The following is a 23,108-nucleotide window of genomic DNA, read 5'->3' as shown; positions in this document are numbered from 1 at the left end:
ATGGCTAATAATATTTCGCTTTAACTTATGCCTTTTCCGTCGTTGTCAGTCAACCGGAGCTGTGAAAAATTCGATAAATCAGAAGAGTAATGAAGGATTTACGCGGATGGTTTCCAGTCGCCTTGAGATGCGCGGTATTAGCCTGGCCTTTTCCGGCTTTCAGGCGCTGTCGCGCGTGGACTTTACCTTAACCGGCGGATCCGTACACGCGCTGACCGGCGCCAACGGCGCGGGGAAATCGACGCTGATGGCGGTGCTGTGCGGCACGCACGACCAGTATGAGGGCGAGATCAGCATTAACAACCAGCCGGTGAGCATCCGTGAACCGCTTGACGCCAAACGGCTGGGGATCCACCTCGTTCAGCAGGAGGTGGACGTGGCGCTGATCCCGGGGTTAAGCATCGCCGAAAACATCATGCTCGACCAGCTGGCGCTGCCGGGGCATCGCTTCAGCTGGCGCGCGATCCGCCAGCAGGCGAGACAGGCGCTGGCGCAGCTCAACGTGACGCTGAACGTTCGCCGTTCCATCGACGGCTGTTCGCTGGCCGAAAAGCAGCAGATTTTGCTGGCACGCGCCTTGTCCCACCACTGCCGTTTTTTGATTCTTGATGAACCCACCGCGCCGCTGGACGCGCATGAGAGCGAGCGCCTGTTTGGGGTGGTGAGACGCTTAAAGCAGCAGGGCATCGGCGTGGTGTTTATCTCTCACCGCATTCACGAGCTGAAGGCCATCTGCGACACCCTGACGGTGCTCCGCGACGGCAAGCTGATCGAGTCCGGTCCGATGGCCGATCTTAGCGGCGAAGCGATCGTCGAGAAGATGCTCGGCCACGTGCTGAGCGATATCTATCCGCCCGCGAGGCCGCCGCACGGCGACGAAACGCTGTTACGCGTTGAAGGGCTTCACGACGACGCGCTGCTGAAAGATATCTCCCTGCACCTGCGCAAAGGTGAAATTCTCGGGATTGCCGGGCTGGCGGGGGCGGGGAAAACCGAACTCTGCAAGGCGCTGTTTGGCGCCACCAAAAGCCGCGTGGCGCGCGGTGAGCTGAATCATCAATCCTGGCAGCCGCGCGACCCGGCCGATTCCGTGCTGCGAGGTTTGGCGCTGGTGCCGGAGGAGCGGCGGAAAGAGGGCATTTTTATCGACGAGCCGGTGAGCATGAACCTTGCCGTATGCGCCGATAACAGCTTTTCGCGCTGGAGCCTGTTTGGCCATCGTCAGGCGTGGCGCTGGGCGGAAGAGGTCATCGCCCGCGTCGGCGTGCGCGCGCGTGGGCCGGGGCAGGTGCTGCGCCGTCTCTCCGGCGGCAACCAGCAGAAGGTCGCCATCGGTAAATGGCTGCGCAATGACGCCAGCGTGCTGATATTCGACGAGCCGACCAAAGGCGTGGACGTGAAGGCCAAAACCGATCTGTTCCAGCTGATTGACGGCCTGGCGCGCGAGGGCAAAGGGGTGATTTACGCCTCGGGCGAATTTGCCGAACTGGTCGGGCTGTGCGACCGCATCTGCGTCCTGTGGGACGGGCGCATCGTGGCGGAAATCGCCGGGGCCGAGGCCCGCGAAGAGACACTACTTTATTATTCAACCGGAGGAACGGCGTCGTGAGCAAGGCCCTTTCAGTGAACGCGGCGGCGTCTGGCCGCCAGCAGATTTTCGATTTTCTCTACAGGTGGGGCATGCTGTTAACCGTCGTCGCGCTGGTGGCCGTCTTTGGCCTGGCGTCGGACAGCTTCCTCGATCCGAACAACATCATCAACATTCTGCGCTCGATTGCCATCGTGACGGTGATTGCCATTGGCGTGTCGATCTCGTTGACCATCGGCGGGTTCGATCTCTCCGTCGGATCCACCGCCTCGCTGGCGAACGCGCTGGTGATTTCGCTTTTCGTCTGGCACGGCTTTGGCACCACCGAGTCGATTCTGATTACCCTCGCGCTCTGCTCACTGGTGGGGCTGTTTAACGCTTTCCTCATCGTTATCCTGCGTATTCCGGACATGCTGGCGACGCTTGCCAGCCTGTTTGTGATCCAGGGCGTGGCGATGACCTACAGCTACGGCGGGTCGATTACCGAGAACATGGTGCTGCCGAGCGGCGACATGGCGGAAGGGACCATTCCGGCGGCGTTCAGCCTGCTGGGGCAGGTGCCGACCATCGTGATCGTCATGCTGGTGGTGACAGTGCTGGCGCAGCTGGGGCTGTCGCTCACTACGCATGGCCGACGCATGTACGCCATCGGCGGCAATCCCGAAGCCGCGCGTCTCTCCGGCATTCGCACCACGCGCTACAAGGTGGCGGCCTACGTGATTGCCTCGCTGCTGGCGGGACTGGGCGGGATTTTGCTGGCTTCGCGCATCGGTTCGTCGCAGGTAAATGCGGGCGGCGGATACCTGATGGATGCGGTGGCGGCGGCGTGGATTGGCTTCTCGCTGGCAGGCTCCGGCAAGCCGAACGCGCTGGGCACGCTGGTCGGGGCGGTCATTCTCGGCGTGCTGTCGAACGGGCTGGTGATGCTCTCCGTGCCGTACTACGCCATGGACATTATAAAAGGGCTGGTGCTCGCGGTAGCGCTGGCGATTACCTACATACAAAAACGCTGACAACACAACGGGATAAAAAATGAAAAAGATTGCACTCTCTTTAGTGGCACTTGGGTTGCTCACTGCTCTGCCAGGCTTCGCGGCCACGCCCGCGCCGCTTCCGGCTGCCATTGCGAACCATGACGGCCCGATCCGCATCGCGGTGATCCGTAACCTCGGCTCAGACGACAACACCACGCAGTTTATTGCCGGGGCAATTCAGGAAGGGAAAAAGCTCGGCTTTAAGGTCAGCACCTTTTTAAGCAACGGGGACGACGCCAAATTCCAGGACTTCGTGAACCAGGCGATCAGCCAGAAATATGACGGGATTATTCTCTCTCAGGGGCGCGATCCGTACTCCACCGCGCTGGTGAAGAAAGCGGTGGATGCCGGTATCAAAGTCGCCGTCTTTGATACCGCCGTTAACGGCGAGATCCCCGGCGTGACCGTCACCCAGCAGGACGATGCCTCCCTGACGAACCTCTCCTTCGGCCAGCTGGCGAAAGATTTCAACGGCAAGGCGAATATCGTCAAGCTGTGGGTGGCGGGCTTCCCGCCGATGGAGCGTCGTCAGGCGGCCTATAAAGAGCTGCAAAAGCAGTATCCGGACATCAAAGAGCTGGAGTCTATCGGCGCGGTCTCCTCTGACGTGCAGGGCGATACCGCCAACAAGGTGGGTGCGATCCTCGCGAAATATCCGAAAGGCAAAATCGACGCCATCTGGGGCACGTGGGACGCCTTCAGCCAGGGCGCGTATAAGGCGCTTAAAGAGAACGGCCGCACCGAAATCAAGCTCTACAGCATCGACATATCCAACCAGGATCTGCAGCTGATGCGCGAGCCGGGCAGCGCGTGGAAGGTGAGCGTGGCGGTGGATCCGAAGCTGATTGGCGCGACGAACGTGCGTCTGGTGGCGAACAAGATTGCCGGGGAAGCCACGCCTGCGACCTACGATTTCAAAGCGGCGGCCATTCCGCAGGCGCTGCTGACCGCCCAGCCGGGCCCGGTGAACGTGGCGTCGCTGGGGAAAATCATTCCGGGCTGGGGCCAGACGGAAGATTTTATCGCGCCATGGTTTGCGACGCTGGAAGCGAAAAATAAATAAAACCAGGCCGGGTGGCGTCAGGTGCGGCCTGATGCCCTCACCCCGGCCCTCTCCCGCAGGGAGAGGGGGAAAACCCAAAGGAGCTAACGGTGACGCAACTACCCCCACCCGAATACAGCCGCAATATGCGGCTGATTGGCCATAGCGATCAGGGCGGTCGTCCGGACGGCGTACAGCTGATGGTGCATCGCGGTTTCGCCTATATCGGCCATATGGTGTCGCAGGGCTTTTCGATTGTCGACGTGCGCGACCCGAAGAACCCGAAAGCGGCGGGCTACGTGCCCGCGCCGCCCGGTACCTGGAACGTGCATCTGCAGGCGCATGACGACCTGCTGCTGGTAATTAACGCCCGGGATCTGTTTGCCGATGCCCGCTTTGCCGACGAGAAGGTCTACTACACCCGCCAGGTGGGGGAAACCGTCAGCGACGTGCAGGACAAAGGCTGGAGCGCCGGGCTGCGGGTGTTTGATATCTCCACGCCCGACAGGCCGCGCGAAATCGGCTTTCTGTCGCTGAGCGGCATCGGCATTCACCGCATCTGGTACGTCGGCGGACGCTGGGCCTACGTTTCAGCACTCATTGACGGCTTTACCGACTACATCTTTCTGACCATCGACCTGGCGGACCCGCGCAAGCCTGAAGTGGCGGGGCGCTGGTGGCTGACGGGGATGAACCAGGCGGAAGGGGAGACGCCGAACTGGCCGGAAGGGAAACGCTACGCGCTGCACCACGCGATTATCGCGGGCGATACCGCCTACGGCAGCTGGCGCGACGGCGGCCTGACGCTGCTGGACGTGAAGGACCGCCCCCGGCCGAAGCTGATTAGCCACCGCAACTGGAGCCCGCCGTTTGGCGGCGGGACGCACACCGCGCTGCCGCTGCCGGACCGCGATTTGCTGGTGGTGCTGGACGAAGCGGTGCTGGATAACCAGGAGGACGGCGAAAAGCTGATCTGGCTGTTTGATATCCGCGAGCCGTCGAACCCGGTGAGCATCTCGACCTTCCCGCAGCCGGATGAAACCGACTACGTGGCGAAAGGGGCGCATTTCGGCCCGCACAACCTGCACGAGAACCGGCCGGGGAGCTTCGTCAGCTCGACGCTGATTTTTGCAACGTATCAGAACGCGGGCGTGCGTGCATATGACATTTCCAATCCGTATCGACCGGTGGAAACGGGGGCGCTGGTGCCCGCCGCGCCGGAGAGAATGATGGACACGCGGCCGAATCGCCCGCAGGTGATCCAGTCGTGCGACGTGTTTGTGGATGCGCAGGGGATTATTTACAGCACGGATTATAACGGCGGGCTGTCGGTGATTGAGTATTTGGGGTAAGTACGGTTTGATGCCCTCACCCCGGCCCTCTCCCACGGGGAGAGGGAGAAAACCAAATGTAATCAGCTGTACTGCCGCACTCGTGCCACCAGATCTTCGGCGCTGTCGATGCGGTCGGCAATGACGATCAGCGCTTTACCGAGCGTTATGGCGTGGCGCAGGCACTCGTGGCGCATCGCCTCGTCCTGAATGGTGTCGATATCCGCGACGTGGGAAAGCCCGACGCTGCGGCGAATGAGTTCGGTGCCGCAGAAGCCGATGGCGTCATGCCAGACCTTTTTCAGGAACGCGGAGGCATAGCCCGGCGCGCCGAGCGCGGCGTCGCGGGATTTCTCGTTTGCCAGCGCCTGGAAGCGTTCCGCGAAGGTGTTCCACAGCTCCTGGATATCGGTCAGGCGCTGCTCGCGCGCGGCGGCGGCATCGCGAATGCCCAGATGCCCCGGCAGCCCGCAGAAGTTCAGCAGCAGGTTGCCGATGGCGGTGCCGACGTCAAAGCCAATCGGGCCAAAGTAGCCGAACTCGGCGTCGATGGCCTTCAGGCTGCCGTCAGCCACAAAAATTGAGCCGCTGTGAATATCGCCGTGCAGGAGCGCTTCGGCGTGCGAGAAGAAGCGGTGCTTCAGGGAGGCCACGGCAATTTTAAGCTGAGCGTCGTCGCGCAGGGCCGCGACGTCATTTTCCAGCTCGGCCGGATAGCTGTTGCGCTCGTGGATCTGGTACGGATCGTTGAAGAACAGATCTTCGGTGATCTCGCACATCTCCGGGTTGATGAATTTCGCCACCTGCGCTTTTTTCGCGTGCGGGTGCAGGTAGAAATCGCTGGTGTGGAACAGCGCGTGCGCGAGGTATTCGCCCAGCTGACGGGCCGCCTGTGGGTAGTAATTGTTTTTAATCAGCTCGCCGCGCCAGATGCGATGGCTGGAGAGATCTTCCATCACCATCACCGCCAGCTCCGGGTCAAAGTGGTGGATTTTCACGGTGTGCTGCGGGCTGTGCTGGTAGTGCTCGACCAGGGTCTGTGCTTCAAGACGGGCGCGGTCCAGCGTCAGCGGCCAGGACTCGCCGACGCAGCGCACGTAGGGCAGCGCCTGCTTAACGACGATGCGGCTCACGCCCGCGCCGTCGAAAATTTTGAATACCAGATTGAGGTTGCCGTCGCCTACTTCCTGCGCCTCTACCAGCGATGAAGGATCGTCAAGTCCGCCAAACTGCCTGGCATACTCCACGGCGTCCTGAGCGGTAAAGGTACGGTATTGCGACATGGCCTGCTCCTCACGAGTTTTCTAATTAAGACATGTAGACGTCTATACATCTGGATTTCATCCTGACACAATGTGCTACAACAACGCAACAGGGAATTAACGACATGCAGACATTACAGACGACCAGCCTGCGGGTGGCGGATAATCAGCTCTTTATTCTCGACCAGCAGGCGCTTCCGCAGGAGAAATGCTGGCTGGATGCCTCGACGGTAGAGGCGCTGGTTGGGCATATCCATGCCCTGCGCGTGCGCGGCGCGCCGCTGATTGGTCTCTCTGCAAGCCTGCTGCTGGGGCTGCTGGCGGAAAACGGCAAAAGCCGCGACGAGCTGGCGGCGGCGCTGGAAACCCTGCGCGCCTCCCGTCCGACGGCGGTGAACCTGATGAACAATCTCGACCGCATGAAGATTGCGCTGTGGCAGGAAGAGTATGTTCCGGCGCTGGTGGCCGAAGCGCTGCGCCTGATTGACGAAGACAAACGGCTTTGCGACGCGATTGCGAAAGCCGGTAGCGCGCTGGTGAAGCCCGGTAGCCGCCTGCTGACCCACTGCAACACCGGCGGGCTGGCAACGGCAGGAGTCGGTACCGCGCTGGGCGTGATTGCCCGCGCGCATCAGGAAGGCAACGTCAGCAGCGTCTGGGTGGATGAAACCCGTCCGCTGCTGCAGGGCGGTAGACTGACCGCGTGGGAGCTAGGCGAGCTGGGCGTGCCGTACCAGCTGATTACCGATTCCATGGCCGCCAGCCTGATGGCAAAAGGGGAAGTTGACGCTGTGTGGGTGGGCGCAGATCGTATTGCCGCCAACGGCGACGTGGCGAACAAGATCGGCACCTATTCTCTGGCGGTGCTGGCGAAATTCCACGGCATTCCGTTTTATGTGGCTGCCCCGCAAACGACCCTCGATCCGGACTGCCCGAACGGGGACGCGATCCCCATTGAGCAGCGCGCCGCCAGCGAGGTGACGGGCGTGGCCGGAAGCTTTGGCGCGGTGCAGTGGGCGCCGGAAAACGCGCAGGTCTATAACCCGGCGTTTGACGTTACGCCTGCCTCACTCATTAGCGGCTGGGTGCTGGACACCGGTGTGGTCACGCCGGAAGCGGTGGCAAACGGGAAATTCGCCTGAGTCCGGCTATCCTTTAAGGGGTTCCCTTAAGAGGACAATATCGTGACGCTCGATCCTGAAACTGACTTAAAACTGGAGCGCGTGGTGGATGCACCGCGCGACCTGCTGTGGCTCTGCTGGACCACGCCGGAACACATCAAAAACTTCTTCATTCCTGCTCCCCATAAGGTGACCGAATGCGATCTCGATCTCCGCGTGGGCGGGCGGTTCAACACCGTGTTTGATGTGGACGGTCAGCGGATGGATAACCGGGGCGTCTTTCTGGAAATCGATCCCGGTCAAAAGCTGGTCTTTACCGACGGCTATACCGAAGGCTGGAAACCGGCGGAGAAGCCGTTTATGACGGCGATCCTGCTGCTGGAGGATGTGGGCGAGGGCAAGACCCGCTACACGGCGATTGCGCGTCATCCGACGAAAGAAATCCGCGAACAGCATGAACAGATGGGCTTCCACGAAGGGTGGGGGATTGTGCTGGATCAACTGGTGGGGTATGTGAAGGGGTTAAAACTGTAGTGCTCTTAGACCCCCTCTCCCTTGAGGGAGAGGGCTGGGGTGAGGGGGAGAAATCATTGATCAAGTCGAAGAAAGGTTTCTCTTTTTGCTATTCCTCATCTGACGAAATATTGGCTCTCCCTTTTCATCAAAATATCTTTCCGGCCATATCACATCGGGCGGAATGTCTAGCGCCTGTGCGATAAGCAATTCGCCTTTGGGCCATGGGCGGGTAAGCGCGTTAGCCAGTGTGGATGAGGAAAGGCCAGCCTTTCGGGACAACGCAGCCAGGCTTGTTCCGTGTTTCTTTAGTGCGGCGATGATATCGGCAGGATGCCAGTTCTGATGACGCATTGTGTCCTCCTTACATGTATTTGTTACGCACTTAATTATCCTGTTTTGGGATAAAAACATAATAGGAGGATATTCGATTTCAGGATATTTGTATGGAATCGGAACAATGGCCTCAGTTTACTCGGACGAATACCAGCGTGTTATCAGTGCGTTGAAGAAAGCTCGTAAGGAGAAGGGGATTACTCAGGCGCAGCTTGCTGAGGCTCTGGGTAAACCGCAATCGTTTATTGCTAAAGTGGAAAGTGGTGAACGCCGGTTAGATGTGGTGGAGTTTGTGCATCTGGCGCACATGATAGGATTAGAACCATCAACTGTGATTAACAGTATAAAATCCCATGATTAAAATGTGAGGTTTTATGATTGAGAAAGCTTCTGAGTTGTTAGAACGATTTATAGAAATCGAAAGAAGTGAACTTATTAAAGTAGAAATGCCGCACATGCCAACACTTGGTTCTGCTTATGAAGAAATTACTAAGCAAAGCATTGATCAGAATTTTATTATCCCCAAGGGGTTAAACCTAAAAGTAGTCTCGGGGTTTATTTCTATCAATGATAAAATATTATCTAACCAAATTGATGGGATGCTTGTTCATGGTGAAGGGAAACGCTATGGTCGGACTAGTGATTTTATTTATCCCATAGACCAAGTTTTATGTGTATTTGAAGTTAAGAAGACTTTGAATAAATCAGATTACGCAGATGCTTTTGACCATCTTAGATTTATCAGAAAAGAATTCGCTAAATATTTTGAGCTTAAACTAAAAGACCCTTCATTTAATCCAGATATTTCTATCCCTGGTAAGCATTTTTCTCAAATAACAGGAAGAGAGGCTCCTGCTTTTTACAGAGATATTCATTCTTTATCCAGAACAGATGCTATTCTTTTTTATGCTTTAGTACAAGAAAGTCTAGCTCCATCAAGTATTATTCATGGGTATGGTGGATACTCAACTGAATATGGAATGCGAAATGCCTTTTTTGATATCTTAACTGAGAAAAGCAAGTTATCTGGAGAAGGCTTTGGAGTGCCCAGTTTTCCTACATTAGTGACAACTAATAATATCAGTATTGTTAAGGCTCATGGCATGCCTTTTCTTGGTATCAATAAAGATCAGCAATGGGCGGCTTTGGTGTCAATGAGAGATAATGCCGCAAGAATTATGTTAGAAATCATCTGGTCAAAAATAGCATTTTATTTTGATGTAAAAATGCCTTGGGGAAATGATCCTAAAAATGAAATTTTGGCTCCATTCTTGTATGCCATACCTGTGCATCAAGACGGGAGAACTGGTTGGAAATTTAGATATGTTGAAATGAAAGAAAGCGAACTGAAAAAAAGACAATTTCTGATAGATTGGGAACCGGAACGTATAGATGAAAAAGTGTTGGCGGCTTTTCATTGCATGTTAATAAAGGGTGGATATATCCATGAGGTTGATTTAGCTTCGATAGCTGAAGATCATAATGTTTCACAAAAAGATTTAATAAGAGATATTATGAGTCTGTTTTTGTTTAAAAAAATTAACCAATACATTCGTCCGATTTCATCAAGTGTTTTTCTTGCTACCGATGCTAATGGTTTTAACTATTTAACATCAAATCGAGAGAATTTGGATATATGGTGTGATAAAAAAGGGTTGGCAAAAGATTATATTCATTTGATGGTTATAGAGTGATTTTTTTATGACTTCAGTCACAACATTCGACACAGTAATGGGATGACTGAAGTACTAGTAGAATGTTTAATCTAACCGTGGATACGCATCCGCGATGGCATCGCCCGTAAACTGCGCCACCCAGCCTTCCGGGTTATCGAAAATGCGGATAGCCGTAAAGTTCGGCTCTGAGCCCATATCAAACCAGTGCGGCGTGCCCGCGGGAACGGAAATCAGGTCGTTTTTCTCGCACAGCACCTGATACACCTCATCGCCAATGTGCAGGCAGAACAGACCCGCGCCCTCCACGAAGAAGCGCACTTCGTCTTCGCCGTGGGTGTGTTCGTTCAGGAACTTCGCGCGCAGCGCCTCTTTCTGCGGGTTGTCGGCGCGCAGGCTGATCACGTCCCAGCTCTGATAGCCTTTCTCTGCCACCAGTTTGTCGATCGCATGCTGATACGCCTCGATCACGGCTTCAGGTGTGGGATCGTGTCCTAAATCGCGATCCGCAGCCCAGCGTTCAAACCGCACGCCTTTGGCGTTGAGCTGTTGGGCGATCTCGGCGGCGTCGGTGCTGTACCACTGATGTCGAATGGCGTCTTTATCGGAATAAATGGTCAATGCGCTCATGAAGGGATCTGCTCCGGATTAATCTCGTCAAACTGGTGGACCTGATGGTGATGGCTTGCGCCGTCATCATCACCGCGAATCAGCTGCAGGGTGCGAAAACCGGCCTGTTCAGCCGCGTCCAGCTCCTGATGAATATCGGACAGGAACAGGATCTGCGACGGGGCGATGCCCGTTTGTGCCGCAATGTTCTGATAGGACTGCACCTCGCGCTTGGCGCCGATGTGGGTATCAAAATAGCCGCTGAACAGATGAGTAATATCACCTTCGTCGCTGTAGCCAAATAACAGTTTCTGCGCGGCGACGGAGCCAGAGGAATAAACATAGAGATCAATCCCTTGCGCCTTCCATTTTTCCAGCGCAGGCAGTACGTCCGGATAGAGGTGGCCGGTAAAGTCGCCGTTCACGTAGCCGTCATGCCAGATGATCCCCTGCAGGGCTTTGAGCGCCGTGGATTTGCGGTCCTCATCCATAAAGGCAAAAAGGGCCTCGATAAGCTCGCTGACGCTAGCGTGCGGGTTACCGATTTCATCACGCAGGTTGTCCAGAATGGATTTGACCGGCTCGGCGTACTGCTGCGCGGTCACGAAGGCCGCCAGCCGCTCACGCGCGTAGGGGAACAAAACGTCATGGACAAAACGGATATCGCTGGTGGTCCCTTCAATATCCGTCACAATCGCGCGAATCATATTCTCTCCAGTTGTCGTAAACGCATTTCGCATTCAAATAAGAATTCTAGTCCTTCCAGATGACGGCGGGCCTCGGCCACGTCGCGTCCCCAGCAGGTTAAGCCATGACCGCGCAGAAGAAAACCATAATTAAGCGGGCGTTCCTGTGCGTAATGGGCGATTCGGGAGGCGAGGGCGTCAATATCCTGGTCGTTATCAAAGACCGGGATAGCCACCGTATCCAGATGCGTGGTCTGCCCTGTGAGGGACTTTTGCATCTCAAAGCCGCTGATGTTGAGCTCGGCTTCTTTGACCAGACGCGACAGCACCGTGGCGTTGACGGTATGAACGTGCAGGACGGCGTTGGCTTCCGGGAACAGGCGATAAAGCAGCGTGTGAAGACCGGTTTCCGCCGACGGTCTACGGCCAGATGGCGCGCGGTTGGTGGCAATCTCCACCTGCAAAAAATCCTCCGTCGTCAGGCTGCCTTTGTCTTTGCCGGATTCGCTGAGCCAGCACAGGCGTTCGTCCTGACGCACCGACATGTTGCCGCCGGTGGCGGGTGCCCAGCCTTTAGCGCCAATCCAGCGGCAGGCGTCGACAAGATGTGTGAGTTGCAGGTTGTCTGTCATTTCCTTTTACCCTCGCGGCCAGGAATATTCATATAGTTTGGACGTCTAAGCGTCTTGATTGCCAAAGACTAACATCGTGTTATAGTGGCAGCAACATAAGTATTACAAGCAGGCACGACACAATGAGCAATAATGCATTGATTCCTAAGAGTAAACTTCCCAATCTCGGTACTACCATCTTTACGCAGATGAGCGCTCTGGCGCAGCAGCACAACGCCATTAACCTTTCTCAGGGCTTCCCGGATTTCGATGGCCCGACGTATCTGCAGGAGCGTCTGGCGTACCACGTGGCGCAGGGGGCGAATCAGTATGCGCCGATGACGGGCGTGCAGGCGCTGCGGGAAGCCATTGCGGATAAAACGGCGGAGCTGTACGGCCATAAGCCCGATGCGAACACCGACATTACGGTGACGGCAGGGGCGACCGAAGCGCTGTATGCGGCGATTACCGCGCTGGTGCGTAAGGGCGATGAAGTTATCTGCTTTGATCCGAGCTACGACAGCTATGCGCCTGCGGTTGAACTCTCCGGCGGCGTGGTGAAACGCGTGGCGCTTCAGCCGCCGCATTTTCGCCCTGACTGGCAGGCGTTTGCTGCGCTGCTGAGCGACAAAACCCGCCTGGTGATCCTGAACACCCCGCACAACCCGTCGGCGACGGTGTGGCAAAAGGCCGATTTCGGCGCGCTGTGGCAGGCGATTGCGGAACGTGAAACTTACGTGCTGAGCGATGAGGTCTACGAGCACATCTGCTTTGCAGAAGAAGGACACGCCAGCGTGCTGGCCCATCCGCAGCTTCGCGAGCGTGCGATCGCCGTCTCGTCATTCGGTAAGACTTACCATATGACCGGCTGGAAAGTGGGCTACTGCGTTGCACCGGCGGCTATCAGCGCCGAGCTGCGCAAGGTGCACCAGTATCTGACCTTTGCCGTGAACACGCCGGCTCAGCTGGCGCTGGCGGATATGCTGCGCGCCGAGCCGGAGCACTATCGCGAGCTGCCGCACTTCTATCGTGAACGTCGGGATCTGTTTGTGGCGGCGCTAAGCAAAAGCCGTCTGGAGATTTTGCCCTCAGAAGGGACCTATTTCCTGCTCGCCGACTACAGCGCGATATCGGATCTGGACGACGTGAGCTTCTGCCAGTGGTTGACGAAAGAGGTGGGCGTAGCCGCCATTCCGCTGTCGGTATTTTGCGCCGATCCCTTCCCGCATAAGCTTATTCGTCTTTGCTTTGCGAAGCAGGAATCGACGCTGCTGGCGGCAGCAGAGCGTCTGAACACGCTCTGATTATTTTACCGTCCAGGCTTCTGAATAACGACGGTCTGCAAACAGCTCCAGCAGACCGTTTATTTGTCTGAGGTGCAAGACTTCATCGCCGTCCATTCCCAGCGCCTTGCTTATTCTCATCCTGCGGAAGAAATACCAGACTGTGGCGCCAATACAAAAGAGAGGATGATATCAGTCAATAATCAACTGGATATATGCCGCTTAATTCTATGACGGTGATGCTTTTTTAAAGGCGTAGTTCTCATTTTGTGTGAGAACCACAGCAATATCTTACGGTAAGGATATTTCTTCAATAAAACTCGCGAATGCTGAGCTATTGAGCGCGGAACGGTTGTACATCATGTAAATATCAATGCTGGGGAATTGAATGTCAGTTTCCACTTTTCGCAGGTTGAGGGCTGGCCCATATTGTTCGAAGGCCGGCGCGGGTACTAATCCTATGAGATCGGACGAACCGATCACCGACAGAAGGGATATAAAAGAGTCGCTACGATAGACGATATTTCTTTTGGTTAACAGGCTTTCGGCCTTTTCCTGATAGTCTTTGAAGCTGTTCTCATCGTTCAGGTAGGCGGTGAAGTTTTCATTCAGAATCTCTTCACGCGTGGGATTTTCACTGAGACGGGGATGGCCCTCACGACAAACGAGGACGAAAGGAAGTGTATGGTAGAGGCTACAGGCGACAGAATGATTGTTAGAAGAAGAAAATGAAAATATCAGGTCGGCTCTTCTGTAGGCTAAGAGATCTTCTGCTGAATCAGATGATAGAAAAACATCATGTAATTCAATTGAATAGTTATGGTTTTCCATCAGCAATTTTATAGGGTCAAGCGTTGCTTTCGTACTCATAAAATGCGGGCAATAAATGACAAAGTTCTTCTTCAACCCGCTGCTGTGCATGATATTGATAGTCTGCTCCAGCTGGTTCAGGTTCTGTTCCAGATGATGATGCAGATTGACGCCGACGGTCGTGGGCGTGATCCCTTTACCGGAACGGATAAACAGAGGATCGTTGAGTTGCCCTCTCAGACGCTGCAGTGACTGGCTCACGGCGGAGGGGGTGATATACAGCGTTTCGGCGGCTTTACTGATACTAAGGTGCTGGTAAATGCACTCGAAAATGACTAACAGATTAAGATCGAATTTTTTAAGGTCATAGAGGTTTGCCATGTTTCGTCCTGAGGGCGCTGCGTTTGCTGTGGTTATCATATAACTGATAACAATAGTTTGAGGCTAACCATTTATAATTCTTTCGGTTAATTCTCTTAGTTTTAAATTAAAAACATCTTAATATATCACGGTGGCAGATTATTGAAATAGCGCTTCGAAAGCGATTGAGATAATTTTATTGTAGAAAAGGGAGTGATCATTTTAAATGACAATTGCCATTTATACATCGCGATAGTTTTATAATAAAAATAAATCTATAACGCTCCGGAATGATGTTCGACGCAACCTATCACAGCCATAGGCAGGAATGCCTCTCTTATGGATTGCTCAATCCCTGCGCGGGTGGTGTAATCAAAAGGCTGTTACCGCCTTGATATAAAGGGTTGTAGAGCGCAACGCAACGCCAGTTTCGGCTGGCACTGAATGTACCTGCGGGGAATTCAGGTATCAGGGCCGCCCGTTGAGGCGGCCTTTTTACTTTTAGGCTTTCCTGTAAAAGGTTCACCTTGTTGTCTTGTCGACGTTGTAAGGTTTGGCTGATTGATTTGATAAAGCATACGCATTAGCCCCGATGAATAAAGTTGGTTACCTTACATCTCAACGAAAACACGGAGGAAGTACAGATGTCTTTGATTAACACCAAAATTAAACCTTTCAAAAACCAGGCGTTCAAAAACGGTGAGTTCATCGAAGTTACCGAGAAAGATACCGAAGGCCGCTGGAGCGTCTTCTTCTTCTATCCTGCTGACTTCACCTTCGTTTGCCCGACTGAACTGGGTGACGTGGCAGACCATTACGACGAACTGCAGAAGCTGGGCGTAGACGTTTACTCTGTCTCTACCGATACCCACTTCACCCACAAAGCATGGCACAGCAGCTCTGAAACCATCGCGAAAATCAAATACGCGATGATCGGTGACCCGACTGGCGCCCTGACCCGTAACTTCGACAACATGCGTGAAGATGAAGGCCTGGCTGACCGCGCCACCTTCGTTGTTGACCCGCAGGGCATTATTCAGGCTATCGAAGTTACCGCTGAAGGTATCGGCCGTGATGCTTCTGACCTGCTGCGTAAAGTGAAAGCCGCTCAGTACGTGGCTTCTCACCCAGGCGAAGTGTGCCCGGCGAAATGGAAAGAAGGCGAAGCGACGCTGGCTCCATCCTTAGATCTGGTTGGTAAAATCTAAGTTTTGCCCATTCGGCAATCAATGGGCGCACCCGCGCCCATTTCATTCCAGCACCATGATGCAAGTTGCATTCAGGCCGCCCGTATAAGGCAGCTTGCATGATGACGTCTTAAGAGAGGGAAGAACAATGCTCGACACTAACATGAAAACCCAGCTCAAGGCCTACCTTGAGAAACTGACCAAACCCGTTGAGCTGATTGCTACGCTTGACGACAGCGCCAAATCGGCAGAGATCAAGGAACTGCTGGCGGAGATCGCCGAGCTGTCGCCGAAAGTGACCTTCAAAGAAGACAACGCGCTGCCGGTCCGTAAGCCCTCTTTCCTGATTACCAACCCAGGCTCCGAGCAGGGACCGCGCTTTGCCGGCTCGCCGCTGGGTCACGAATTTACCTCACTGGTGCTGGCGCTGCTGTGGACCGGTGGTCATCCGTCGAAAGAGGCGCAGGCGCTGCTGGAGCAGATCCGCGATATCGACGGTGATTTCGAATTTGAAACCTATTACTCGCTCTCCTGCCACAACTGCCCGGACGTGGTGCAGGCGCTGAACCTGATGTCGGTCCTGAACCCGCGCATCAAGCACACGGCGATTGACGGCGGTACCTTCCAGAATGAAATCACCGATCGCAACGTGATGGGCGTTCCGGCGGTCTACATGAACGGCAAAGAGTTTGGCCAGGGCCGAATGACGCTGACCGAAATCGTAGCCAAAGTGGATACCGGTGCTGAAAAACGTGCGGCGGAAGAGCTGAACAAACGCGATGCTTACGACGTGCTGATCGTCGGTTCCGGCCCTGCTGGCGCGGCGGCAGCGGTGTACTCTGCGCGTAAAGGTATTCGTACCGGCCTGATGGGCGAACGCTTTGGCGGCCAGGTGCTCGATACCGTGGACATCGAAAACTACATTTCCGTGCCGAAGACCGAAGGCCAGAAGCTGGCAGGGGCGCTGAAGGCGCACGTCAGCGACTATGACGTAGACGTGATCGACAGCCAGAGCGCCAGCAAGCTGGTTCCGGCAGCGGTCGAAGGTGGTTTACACCAGATTGAAACCGCGTCCGGCGCGGTGCTGAAAGCGCGCAGCATTATCATTGCCACCGGCGCGAAATGGCGCAACATGAACGTTCCGGGCGAAGATCAGTACCGTACCAAAGGCGTGACCTACTGTCCGCACTGCGACGGCCCGCTGTTTAAAGGTAAACGCGTGGCGGTGATCGGCGGCGGTAACTCCGGCGTGGAAGCGGCTATCGACCTGGCGGGGATTGTTGAGCACGTTACTCTTCTGGAGTTCGCTCCAGAGATGAAGGCCGACCAGGTTCTGCAGGATAAAGTTCGCAGCCTGAAAAACGTCGACATCGTACTGAACGCGCAGACCACTGAAGTGAAGGGCGACGGCAGCAAAGTGACCGGCCTCGAATACCGCGACCGCGTGAGCGGCGACGTGCACAGCGTTCAGCTGTCAGGGATCTTCGTGCAGATTGGTCTGCTGCCAAATACCACCTGGTTGGAAGGCGCGATTGAGCGCAACCGCATGGGCGAAATCATCATCGATGCGAAATGTGAAACCAGCGTGAAAGGCGTGTTTGCGGCGGGCGACTGCACCACCGTGCCGTACAAACAGATCATTATCGCCACGGGCGAAGGGGCGAAGGCGTCTCTGAGTTCCTTTGACTACCTGATTCGCACCAAAACCGCATAACAGAAGAAAGTAAGGCTACACCTGCAATAGCGAGAGGCCACCGAAAGGTGGCCTCTTTTTTTATCTTACGACCATCACCGGTATATGGGTGTGGCGGATCACGCTGGAGGCGTTAGAGCCCAGCAGATGCGTGGTAATGGAAGGGTTGCGCGAACCGATGACAACCACGTCTGCTTTCAGCTCGTTCGCCAGTTCGTTTACCGCATCGCGTACGCTGCCGAATCTGACGTGGGTTTTGATCCGTGAAGGATCGATGCTGAAGTGGCTGACCATGGTTTGCAGGCGAGTTTCCGCTTCATGCTGCAAATGCTCCTCGAAGCGACGCACGTCGGCGGCAAAGCGGTGCAGGCTCAGGCTGGCGGACCCCGGCAGTACGTGCAAAAGATGGATCACACCATCCTGCTGCGCCAGGAACTCCGCATGGCGAACGGCCTTGTCGCTCAGCTCCATCTCAAAAACATCAACCGGCATAATGATTCTCTGATACATACCCGTTTCTCCTTGTTTATAAACGCTGAACTCATTTAACCATAAAATATTAATGGTTTCTGTAAGCGCCCCGTCAGTTTTCTTATCTCGCCAGGATAAATCTCAAAAGCCCGGTATTCCAGGGCAGACCTTGAGGGGTAGCTACCCTTATACACTTATCTGGAACCTTTCGGAGGTCGCATGAAAGCACTTACGTATCACGGTCCGCACCATGTTCGCGTCGAGAATGTCCCCGATCCCATTATCGAGCAGCACGACGATATCATTTTGCGCGTCACGGCCACGGCGATCTGCGGCTCCGATTTGCATCTCTATCGCGGAAAGGTCCCGAAGGTGCAGCACGGCGACATTTTTGGCCATGAATTTATGGGGGAAATCGTCGAGTGCGGCGCAGAGGTGAAGAATTTGCAAAAAGGCGATCGCGTGGTGATCCCCTTTGTCATTGCCTGCGGAGACTGTTTCTTCTGCCGTATGCAGCAATACGCGGCCTGTGAGAATACCAATGCCGGGCAGGGCGCCGCGCTGAACAAAAAGCAAATTCCCGCTCCGGCCGCGCTGTTTGGCTACAGCCATCTCTACGGCGGCGTGCCGGGGGGACAGGCGGAATATGTCCGCGTGCCAAAAGGCAACGTCGGGCCGTTTAAGGTCCCGCAACTCCTTTCCGATGATAAGGCGCTGTTCCTGTCCGATATTTTGCCCACGGCCTGGCAGGCGGCAAAAAATGCGCAGATTGAAAAAGGCTCAAGCGTTGCGGTTTTCGGCGCCGGGCCGGTGGGGCTACTGACTATTGCCTGCGCGCGGCTGTTAGGGGCTGAGCAGATCTTTGTTATCGATCACCACCCGTACCGTTTGCGATTTGCCGAGGCGCGTTACGGCGCAATCCCCATCAACTTTGATGATGATAACGACGCAGCGGAAAAAATCATCGAGCAAACCGCTGGCCAGCGCGGCGTTGACGCCGTGATTGATGCGGTAGGGTTCGAAGCGAAAGGCAGCACCACCGAAACGATCCTCAGCAATCTTAAGATTGAAGGTAGCAGCGGCAAAGCGCTGCGGCAGTGCATTGCTGCCGTTCGACGCGGTGGCGTAGTTAGCGTACCCGGCGTGTACGCCGGGTTTATTCATGGATTCCTGTTTGGCGATGGCTTTGATAAGGGGCTGACGTTCAAGATGGGCCAGACCCACGTCCATGCCTGGCTGGGTGAACTGCTACCGCTGATCGAAAAAGGGCTGCTTACCCCGGAAGAGATCGTGACCCATTATCTTCCTCTTGCTGATGCGGAACGCGCCTATAAGGTATTCGAAAAACGGGAGGAGGAGTGCCGGAAGGTGATTCTGGTCCCTGGTGCAGAAACGCCCGAGGCCGCAGAGCAGAAAGTTAAGGGCCTGGTGAATGCTTTCCCCGGTGGGGTTGCATGAATACTCGCCTAGCTGTGGCGTTCAAGATAAAGCACGGCCAAGACGATAATCGCCGCAATAATCAGAAAAATAAGTGTGATAGCCAGTATCTCACTCATGACCGTCCCCACGGCACCAAAACAGATTAAGCGTGGATTAAGGGCTTTTTGCGCGATATAAGAAAATGGGGTGAATTTACGGAAAGAGGATGCGGCTGCATCCTCTGTGCAAAGCGGGTGGGCGCTTGTTCAGAAGTGGTTAACGCAGGTAATCGCCCGCGGCTTCTGGCTGATAGAGCAACGCCAGCACTTCAAGATGGGCAGAGGCGCCGCCCGGCAATTCCCAGTGGATGGTATCGCCCGTGCGCAGGCCCAGCAGTGCGGCACCCACAGGCGCAAGAACAGAAAGCTGTGCGCTGCTGTCGGTCATCTGAGCCGGGTAAACCAGCGTGCGGGTCAGCTCTTCACCGGTGGTCAGGTTGCGGAATTTTACCTGGCTGTTCATGGTGACCACGTCATGCGGCATCGTCTCAGGCGTGCACATCTGCGCCCGGTCGAGCTCCTCATTCAGGGCGTCGGCCACGGGAAGTGAGGCGAACGCTGCTTTTTCCAGCAGCCTGTCGATACGTTCTGCGTCGAGCTCGTTGATGATAATTGTAGGTCTGGACATTTTTACTCCATGTCGTTAATGCTGCGTGTAACGCAGAAACCAATCCAAAAGAAAACCCTCGCCGTCTGGCAGCGAGGGTTTAACTCTCCCGATGATACTGGCTGAGCGCGCAAGTTTGAAGTGATGAAGGTCACATTCATGGTCCATATGAATTTTCGCTGAAATTTATTCAGTCTTCATTCCGGACGGAATACGTTACGCTGAGAGTCCTGAACCCGGGTGTTGCGCGAAGCGCAATTCGCGTCAGCCCACCAACGAGAGAGAATTATGTATTTCTACCAACCGTCTCAGGGGCACGGCCTGCCGCACGATCCGCTGAACGCCATTATTGGTCCACGTCCGATCGGCTGGATCTCCTCATGCGATAATGCCGGTCAGCTGAACCTCGCGCCGTATAGCTTCTTCAACTGCTTTAACTATCGCCCGCCGATCATCGGCTTTTCCAGCAACGGCTGGAAGGACAGCGTGCGTAATATTACCGAAACAAAGGAATTTGTCTGGAACCTGGCGACGCGCGATCTCGCGCAGGCGATGAACCAAACCTCTGCAATGCTTCCCCACGATCGGGATGAATTTAGCTTTGCCGGGCTAACGCCAGCGGCCAGCCAGCTGGTCAAAGCGCCCCGCGTCGCCGAAAGCCCGGTGAACTTTGAGTGCCGCCTGTCGCAGTGCATTCAGCTTACCGGTGCCGACGGCACGCCGGTGGATACGTGGCTGGTGCTGGGGGAGGTGGTCGGTATCCATATTGCCGAAACGCTGCTGGAAGAGGGGATATACCAGACGGCGAAAGCTCAGCCCATCCTGCGTGCGGGTGGGCCGACGGCGTACTATGGCATCAGTGACGAAAACCGGTTTGATATGGTTCGCCCGACTATGGGTCAGTAACCGGCTTTATCAATTACGAACTGTTTTCCGCAGTTACCCGGATGTGGCTGCGGTGCAAATGACGCCGATGAAAGCGGGCTGTTAATGGTGTCCGCCTTCAGCGAAATCTGCATCTCGGTCAGATACGCCGGATTGCCGTTGCAGGTCAGCTTGATCGCTTTGATGTTCTCCTTGCCCCAGCTTTTGGCAACGGCACTGTCAAAATCGCTGCGATTGACGGGTTTCCCGTAATTATCGGCGAGGAATTTACCGACCGCGCTGTTTTTAACTTCCTGATTCATCCGCACCATCGTGCCGAAATAGGCATCCGGATCGAAACCAAAGCAGACGCCATGTTTGGCATATTCGTAACGTTCCAGGCAGGAATTACCGCCCGCACCCGGCATGACGTCGTTGAGCTTGGCGGCAGCGGAAAGCGACAGTCCGGTTTCGGCGGCATCGCATTTGCGGCTGGCCTTCACTTCCGGCATGTTCGGAATCGGGCGCGTGGCGCAGCCAAAACGCATCCATCGACGTTCATCCACGCCGCGTGCGGCAATAGATTTTGGCAGGCCAGGCCATAGACCGTGGACGGTCAGAAAATCGGCTTTATTATCGCGCTCTTTTTGCAGGCGACATTCGTCAGGTTCATTGCGGTTGCGCTCGACCATGCTCTGGCAAAACCCGGTTTGCCAGGACAGAGCCAGCACATAACGATCGAAATCGCCATACTGTGTTGCCTTCAGCGGTTCCGCCTGTGCGGAGAAGAGACAGAGAGAAAGCGCCACTGCGCCAGACGGGATGACGATATCCTTCCTGAACATATGATTTCCTGATCGAATGAGCACGATTTATTTCTGGAAGTTATTAAAGCACAAAAAGCGCCCGCAGGCGCTTTTTGGATATCCATAATTTAGCTTAGGCCGCGCCGGGTACCAGCACTTCCGTGGCGATAATCACGATAATCAGACCAACTATAACGGGCACTGAGGTGCGTTTGACGACTTCGAATGGAGAAATTTTCGCCATCCCGGCAACGGCGACGACCACACCCGACACCGGCGAAATGGTCCGGCCGAGGTTTGACGCCTGCAGCATAGGAATGGAGAGGTAGGCCGGGTTAATACCGGAGGAGTGAGCCAGTTTCGGGATCATCTCAACGAAGGCGTAGAAAGGCGCATTACCGGAACCGGTGGTCATCGCCGCCAGCATGGTGAGCACCACCAGAACCAGCATCAGGATAATACTGGCCGAGCCGAACGAGGTGGCGATAGAAATCAGGCTCTGGATAAAACCGATCGTGCTCAGACCCTGGGCAAAAACGCCCGCAGCAACCAGCAGGATCACCACGCCAGCGAAGGCATCCGCCATACCGCGATACGCCACTTCCAGACCCGAGAAGACTTTTTGCGTGTTAAAACCGCGCACAAACTCCAGCACGGCGGCCAGCAGCATACAGATGACCAGAATAGTGATGATGTGCAGCTGTGGACCCCATTTGCCGTCAAAAATCAGCACTCCGACGATCGGGGTGAACGGCAGAATGGCATAGAACGCGGGAGCGGTCGTGGTGATTTCACTCACGTCCATCATTTCATGGCTGATGTTTTCTTTCTTATCAAGATAGCGCTGCCAGAAGAAATGCGCGATCCCCATGCCCACGATGGCAACGATCGAGATCGGTAACGTGGTTTTAAAGGCGAAGTCGATGAGTGACATCTCCGCCGCCTTTGCCGCCAGCACAACGTCGCCGGAGGTCGGGGAGAGAATAATCGCTGCCGGAGACGCGCAAATTGCCGCGGCCGCGCCACGGCTGATACCGACGTTCACCATGACCGGGAACAGCGTCGCCATGAGCAGTACGCCAAGTCCGGTAGCTGACGAAACGGCCAGCGACATGAGGCAGGCGAGGAAATAGGCGGCGACCATCAGCAGATACGGCGAGTTGATGTATTGCAGGGGTTTGGAGGCAAGCTTAACGACCATGTCGTTGGCGCCGATGTGGGTCATGTAGGCTGCAAAACCGCACAGCATCATGATCATCATACCCAGATCGCCGCCGCGGCTCATGAGCAATATTTTAATGTATTCAACAATATCTGTTGCCGTGTAACCGGTGCTGGTCGCGCTGGCAGGTAACACCTGGTGCCCCATTATTGCGCTGATAATCAGCAGCGTTAGACCGCCGACAAATAATACGCCCGTGGCCGAGTAGCCTTTAATGATGTAGCGTGCGACGCCGACAATGACGACGACTCCAATAAGGAGTTCGAATAACGTAAGCATGATTTCCCCTGTATCTCTGCTGCTATGGAGCACAAAAAATCAATAAAAAAAAGAAGGATGAAAATGTGCCGAATAATTGGCCTGTTCTTGCTGATTAAAATCAATAAACAGACGACTAGAGAACCGAACAACCGTGTTTTGCCATGGCCCGTACATTTATGTCATGTGGCCCTTGACCGTCAGAAATAGCGCAACATGTCCCATTAATGATAACAAATTGTTAATGTTTTGTATGGTTTTGC

General features: G+C 55.1%; 24 protein-coding genes and 1 pseudogene. 13 read left to right on the top strand and 12 right to left on the bottom strand.

Going from position 1 to position 23,108, the window contains the following annotated elements; translation table 11 throughout:
* Window positions 1-106: 106 nt before the first annotated feature.
* The 4 genes from UTM25_RS16560 (at window position 107) to UTM25_RS16545 (ending at window position 5,016) form a co-directional block, all read left to right on the top strand.
* Window positions 107-1,609 (top strand): sugar ABC transporter ATP-binding protein, encoded by a 1,503-nt coding sequence (locus tag UTM25_RS16560; RefSeq protein ID WP_194399808.1) that lies wholly within the window; start codon window positions 107-109, stop codon window positions 1,607-1,609.
* Entirely contained in the window at window positions 1,606-2,601 is a 996-nt protein-coding gene (locus UTM25_RS16555) for an ABC transporter permease (protein WP_126302900.1), read from the top strand. The genes UTM25_RS16560 and UTM25_RS16555 overlap by 4 nt, the downstream gene beginning before the upstream one ends.
* Window positions 2,602-2,620: 19 nt before the next feature.
* Window positions 2,621-3,685 carry a sugar ABC transporter substrate-binding protein gene (locus tag UTM25_RS16550; RefSeq protein WP_033144906.1) on the top strand — a complete coding sequence of 355 codons (1,065 nt, stop codon included), beginning with the start codon at window positions 2,621-2,623 and terminating at the stop codon, window positions 3,683-3,685.
* 89 nt (window positions 3,686-3,774) lie between these two features.
* Window positions 3,775-5,016 (top strand): LVIVD repeat-containing protein, encoded by a 1,242-nt coding sequence (locus UTM25_RS16545; RefSeq protein WP_194399810.1) that lies wholly within the window; start codon window positions 3,775-3,777, stop codon window positions 5,014-5,016.
* A gap of 62 nt (window positions 5,017-5,078) precedes the next feature.
* Here UTM25_RS16545 and mtnK read toward each other — a convergent pair whose 3' ends face one another.
* Complete coding sequence (mtnK, locus tag UTM25_RS16540; protein ID WP_194399811.1) at window positions 5,079-6,278, bottom strand: S-methyl-5-thioribose kinase; 1,200 nt, start codon at window positions 6,276-6,278, stop codon at window positions 5,079-5,081.
* A 104-nt stretch (window positions 6,279-6,382) separates the two neighbouring features.
* On the opposite strand from mtnK, the gene mtnA reads away from it, so the two are divergent.
* The gene (mtnA, locus tag UTM25_RS16535) at window positions 6,383-7,399 is read left to right on the top strand and encodes an S-methyl-5-thioribose-1-phosphate isomerase (protein ID WP_194399812.1); all 1,017 of its coding nucleotides are present in this window, start codon (window positions 6,383-6,385) and stop codon (window positions 7,397-7,399) included.
* 42 nt (window positions 7,400-7,441) lie between these two features.
* Window positions 7,442-7,912 (top strand): SRPBCC domain-containing protein, encoded by a 471-nt coding sequence (locus tag UTM25_RS16530; protein WP_194399813.1) that lies wholly within the window; start codon window positions 7,442-7,444, stop codon window positions 7,910-7,912.
* A 60-nt stretch (window positions 7,913-7,972) separates the two neighbouring features.
* Here UTM25_RS16530 and UTM25_RS16525 read toward each other — a convergent pair whose 3' ends face one another.
* Window positions 7,973-8,245, bottom strand: a complete 273-nt coding sequence (locus UTM25_RS16525; RefSeq protein WP_032661048.1) for a helix-turn-helix domain-containing protein — start codon at window positions 8,243-8,245, stop codon at window positions 7,973-7,975.
* Between the two features lie 106 nt (window positions 8,246-8,351).
* Between UTM25_RS16525 and UTM25_RS16520 the strand changes: the two genes are divergently transcribed.
* Together UTM25_RS16520 and UTM25_RS16515 are read left to right on the top strand one after the other, a co-directional pair.
* Entirely contained in the window at window positions 8,352-8,588 is a 237-nt protein-coding gene (locus UTM25_RS16520) for a helix-turn-helix domain-containing protein (protein WP_194399814.1), read from the top strand.
* 13 nt (window positions 8,589-8,601) lie between these two features.
* The gene (locus UTM25_RS16515) at window positions 8,602-9,921 is read left to right on the top strand and encodes a DUF6602 domain-containing protein (protein WP_320715058.1); all 1,320 of its coding nucleotides are present in this window, start codon (window positions 8,602-8,604) and stop codon (window positions 9,919-9,921) included.
* Window positions 9,922-9,987: 66 nt separating this feature from the next.
* On the opposite strand, the gene UTM25_RS16510 is transcribed toward UTM25_RS16515, so the two are convergent.
* The 3 genes from UTM25_RS16510 to UTM25_RS16500 are packed head-to-tail and all read right to left on the bottom strand — an operon-like array spanning window position 9,988 to window position 11,827.
* Window positions 9,988-10,530 (bottom strand): 1,2-dihydroxy-3-keto-5-methylthiopentene dioxygenase, encoded by a 543-nt coding sequence (locus UTM25_RS16510; protein WP_194399816.1) that lies wholly within the window; start codon window positions 10,528-10,530, stop codon window positions 9,988-9,990.
* Window positions 10,527-11,216 (bottom strand): acireductone synthase, encoded by a 690-nt coding sequence (mtnC, locus tag UTM25_RS16505; protein WP_029740121.1) that lies wholly within the window; start codon window positions 11,214-11,216, stop codon window positions 10,527-10,529. Before mtnC ends, UTM25_RS16510 begins: the two co-directional genes overlap by 4 nt.
* Complete coding sequence (locus UTM25_RS16500; protein ID WP_194399817.1) at window positions 11,213-11,827, bottom strand: methylthioribulose 1-phosphate dehydratase; 615 nt, start codon at window positions 11,825-11,827, stop codon at window positions 11,213-11,215. Before UTM25_RS16500 ends, mtnC begins: the two co-directional genes overlap by 4 nt.
* Before the next feature lie 122 nt (window positions 11,828-11,949).
* Here UTM25_RS16500 and UTM25_RS16495 point away from each other — a divergent pair, with 122 nt between their 5' ends.
* Window positions 11,950-13,110: a pyridoxal phosphate-dependent aminotransferase gene (locus UTM25_RS16495; RefSeq protein WP_194399818.1), complete on the top strand. Its 1,161-nt coding sequence runs from the start codon at window positions 11,950-11,952 to the stop codon at window positions 13,108-13,110.
* On the opposite strand, the pseudogene UTM25_RS16490 reads toward UTM25_RS16495, so the two are convergent.
* Window positions 13,111-13,227 (bottom strand): annotated as a pseudogene (locus UTM25_RS16490) (hypothetical protein); the annotation flags it as partial.
* 153 nt (window positions 13,228-13,380) lie between these two features.
* Window positions 13,381-14,280: a DNA-binding transcriptional repressor CitR gene (gene citR / locus UTM25_RS16485; RefSeq protein WP_194399819.1), complete on the bottom strand. Its 900-nt coding sequence runs from the start codon at window positions 14,278-14,280 to the stop codon at window positions 13,381-13,383.
* A gap of 623 nt (window positions 14,281-14,903) precedes the next feature.
* Between citR and ahpC the strand changes: the two genes are divergently transcribed.
* Together ahpC and ahpF are read left to right on the top strand one after the other, a co-directional pair.
* On the top strand, window positions 14,904-15,467 hold the full coding sequence (gene ahpC, locus UTM25_RS16480) for an alkyl hydroperoxide reductase subunit C (protein ID WP_008501015.1): 564 nt from the start codon (window positions 14,904-14,906) through the stop codon (window positions 15,465-15,467).
* Window positions 15,468-15,594: 127 nt separating this feature from the next.
* Window positions 15,595-17,160 (top strand): alkyl hydroperoxide reductase subunit F, encoded by a 1,566-nt coding sequence (ahpF, locus tag UTM25_RS16475; protein WP_194399820.1) that lies wholly within the window; start codon window positions 15,595-15,597, stop codon window positions 17,158-17,160.
* 60 nt (window positions 17,161-17,220) lie between these two features.
* Here ahpF and uspG read toward each other — a convergent pair whose 3' ends face one another.
* Window positions 17,221-17,649, bottom strand: a complete 429-nt coding sequence (gene uspG, locus UTM25_RS16470) for a universal stress protein UspG (RefSeq protein WP_023310731.1) — start codon at window positions 17,647-17,649, stop codon at window positions 17,221-17,223.
* Window positions 17,650-17,829: 180 nt separating this feature from the next.
* On the opposite strand from uspG, the gene UTM25_RS16465 reads away from it, so the two are divergent.
* A complete protein-coding gene (locus UTM25_RS16465) occupies window positions 17,830-19,068 on the top strand; it encodes a zinc-dependent alcohol dehydrogenase (RefSeq protein WP_194399821.1) in 1,239 nt (412 codons plus the stop codon).
* Between the two features lie 8 nt (window positions 19,069-19,076).
* Here the strand turns inward: UTM25_RS16465 and yldA are convergent, their stop codons facing one another.
* A complete protein-coding gene (yldA, locus tag UTM25_RS22645; protein WP_023310733.1) occupies window positions 19,077-19,166 on the bottom strand; it encodes a small membrane protein YldA in 90 nt (29 codons plus the stop codon).
* 139 nt (window positions 19,167-19,305) lie between these two features.
* Window positions 19,306-19,716 carry a nucleoside diphosphate kinase regulator gene (gene rnk / locus UTM25_RS16460; RefSeq protein ID WP_194399822.1) on the bottom strand — a complete coding sequence of 137 codons (411 nt, stop codon included), beginning with the start codon at window positions 19,714-19,716 and terminating at the stop codon, window positions 19,306-19,308.
* 267 nt (window positions 19,717-19,983) lie between these two features.
* Here rnk and UTM25_RS16455 point away from each other — a divergent pair, with 267 nt between their 5' ends.
* A complete protein-coding gene (locus tag UTM25_RS16455) occupies window positions 19,984-20,601 on the top strand; it encodes a flavin reductase family protein (protein ID WP_194399823.1) in 618 nt (205 codons plus the stop codon).
* On the opposite strand, the gene rna is transcribed toward UTM25_RS16455, so the two are convergent.
* Together rna and dcuC are read right to left on the bottom strand one after the other, a co-directional pair.
* A complete protein-coding gene (rna, locus tag UTM25_RS16450; protein WP_194399824.1) occupies window positions 20,595-21,404 on the bottom strand; it encodes a ribonuclease I in 810 nt (269 codons plus the stop codon). The genes UTM25_RS16455 and rna overlap by 7 nt on opposite strands.
* Before the next feature lie 94 nt (window positions 21,405-21,498).
* Window positions 21,499-22,866, bottom strand: coding sequence for an anaerobic C4-dicarboxylate transporter DcuC (dcuC, locus tag UTM25_RS16445; protein WP_023310737.1), 1,368 nt, complete (start codon window positions 22,864-22,866; stop codon window positions 21,499-21,501).
* Between the last annotated feature and the right edge of the window lie 242 nt (window positions 22,867-23,108).

This window comes from Enterobacter sp. 61D5 (assembly GCF_034107965.1).
In the GTDB taxonomy this organism is placed as follows: Bacteria; Pseudomonadota; Gammaproteobacteria; order Enterobacterales; family Enterobacteriaceae; genus Enterobacter; species Enterobacter cloacae_M.
Note: the sequence above shows the minus strand (reverse complement) of the source record. Positions and strands in the feature narration are given on the sequence as shown.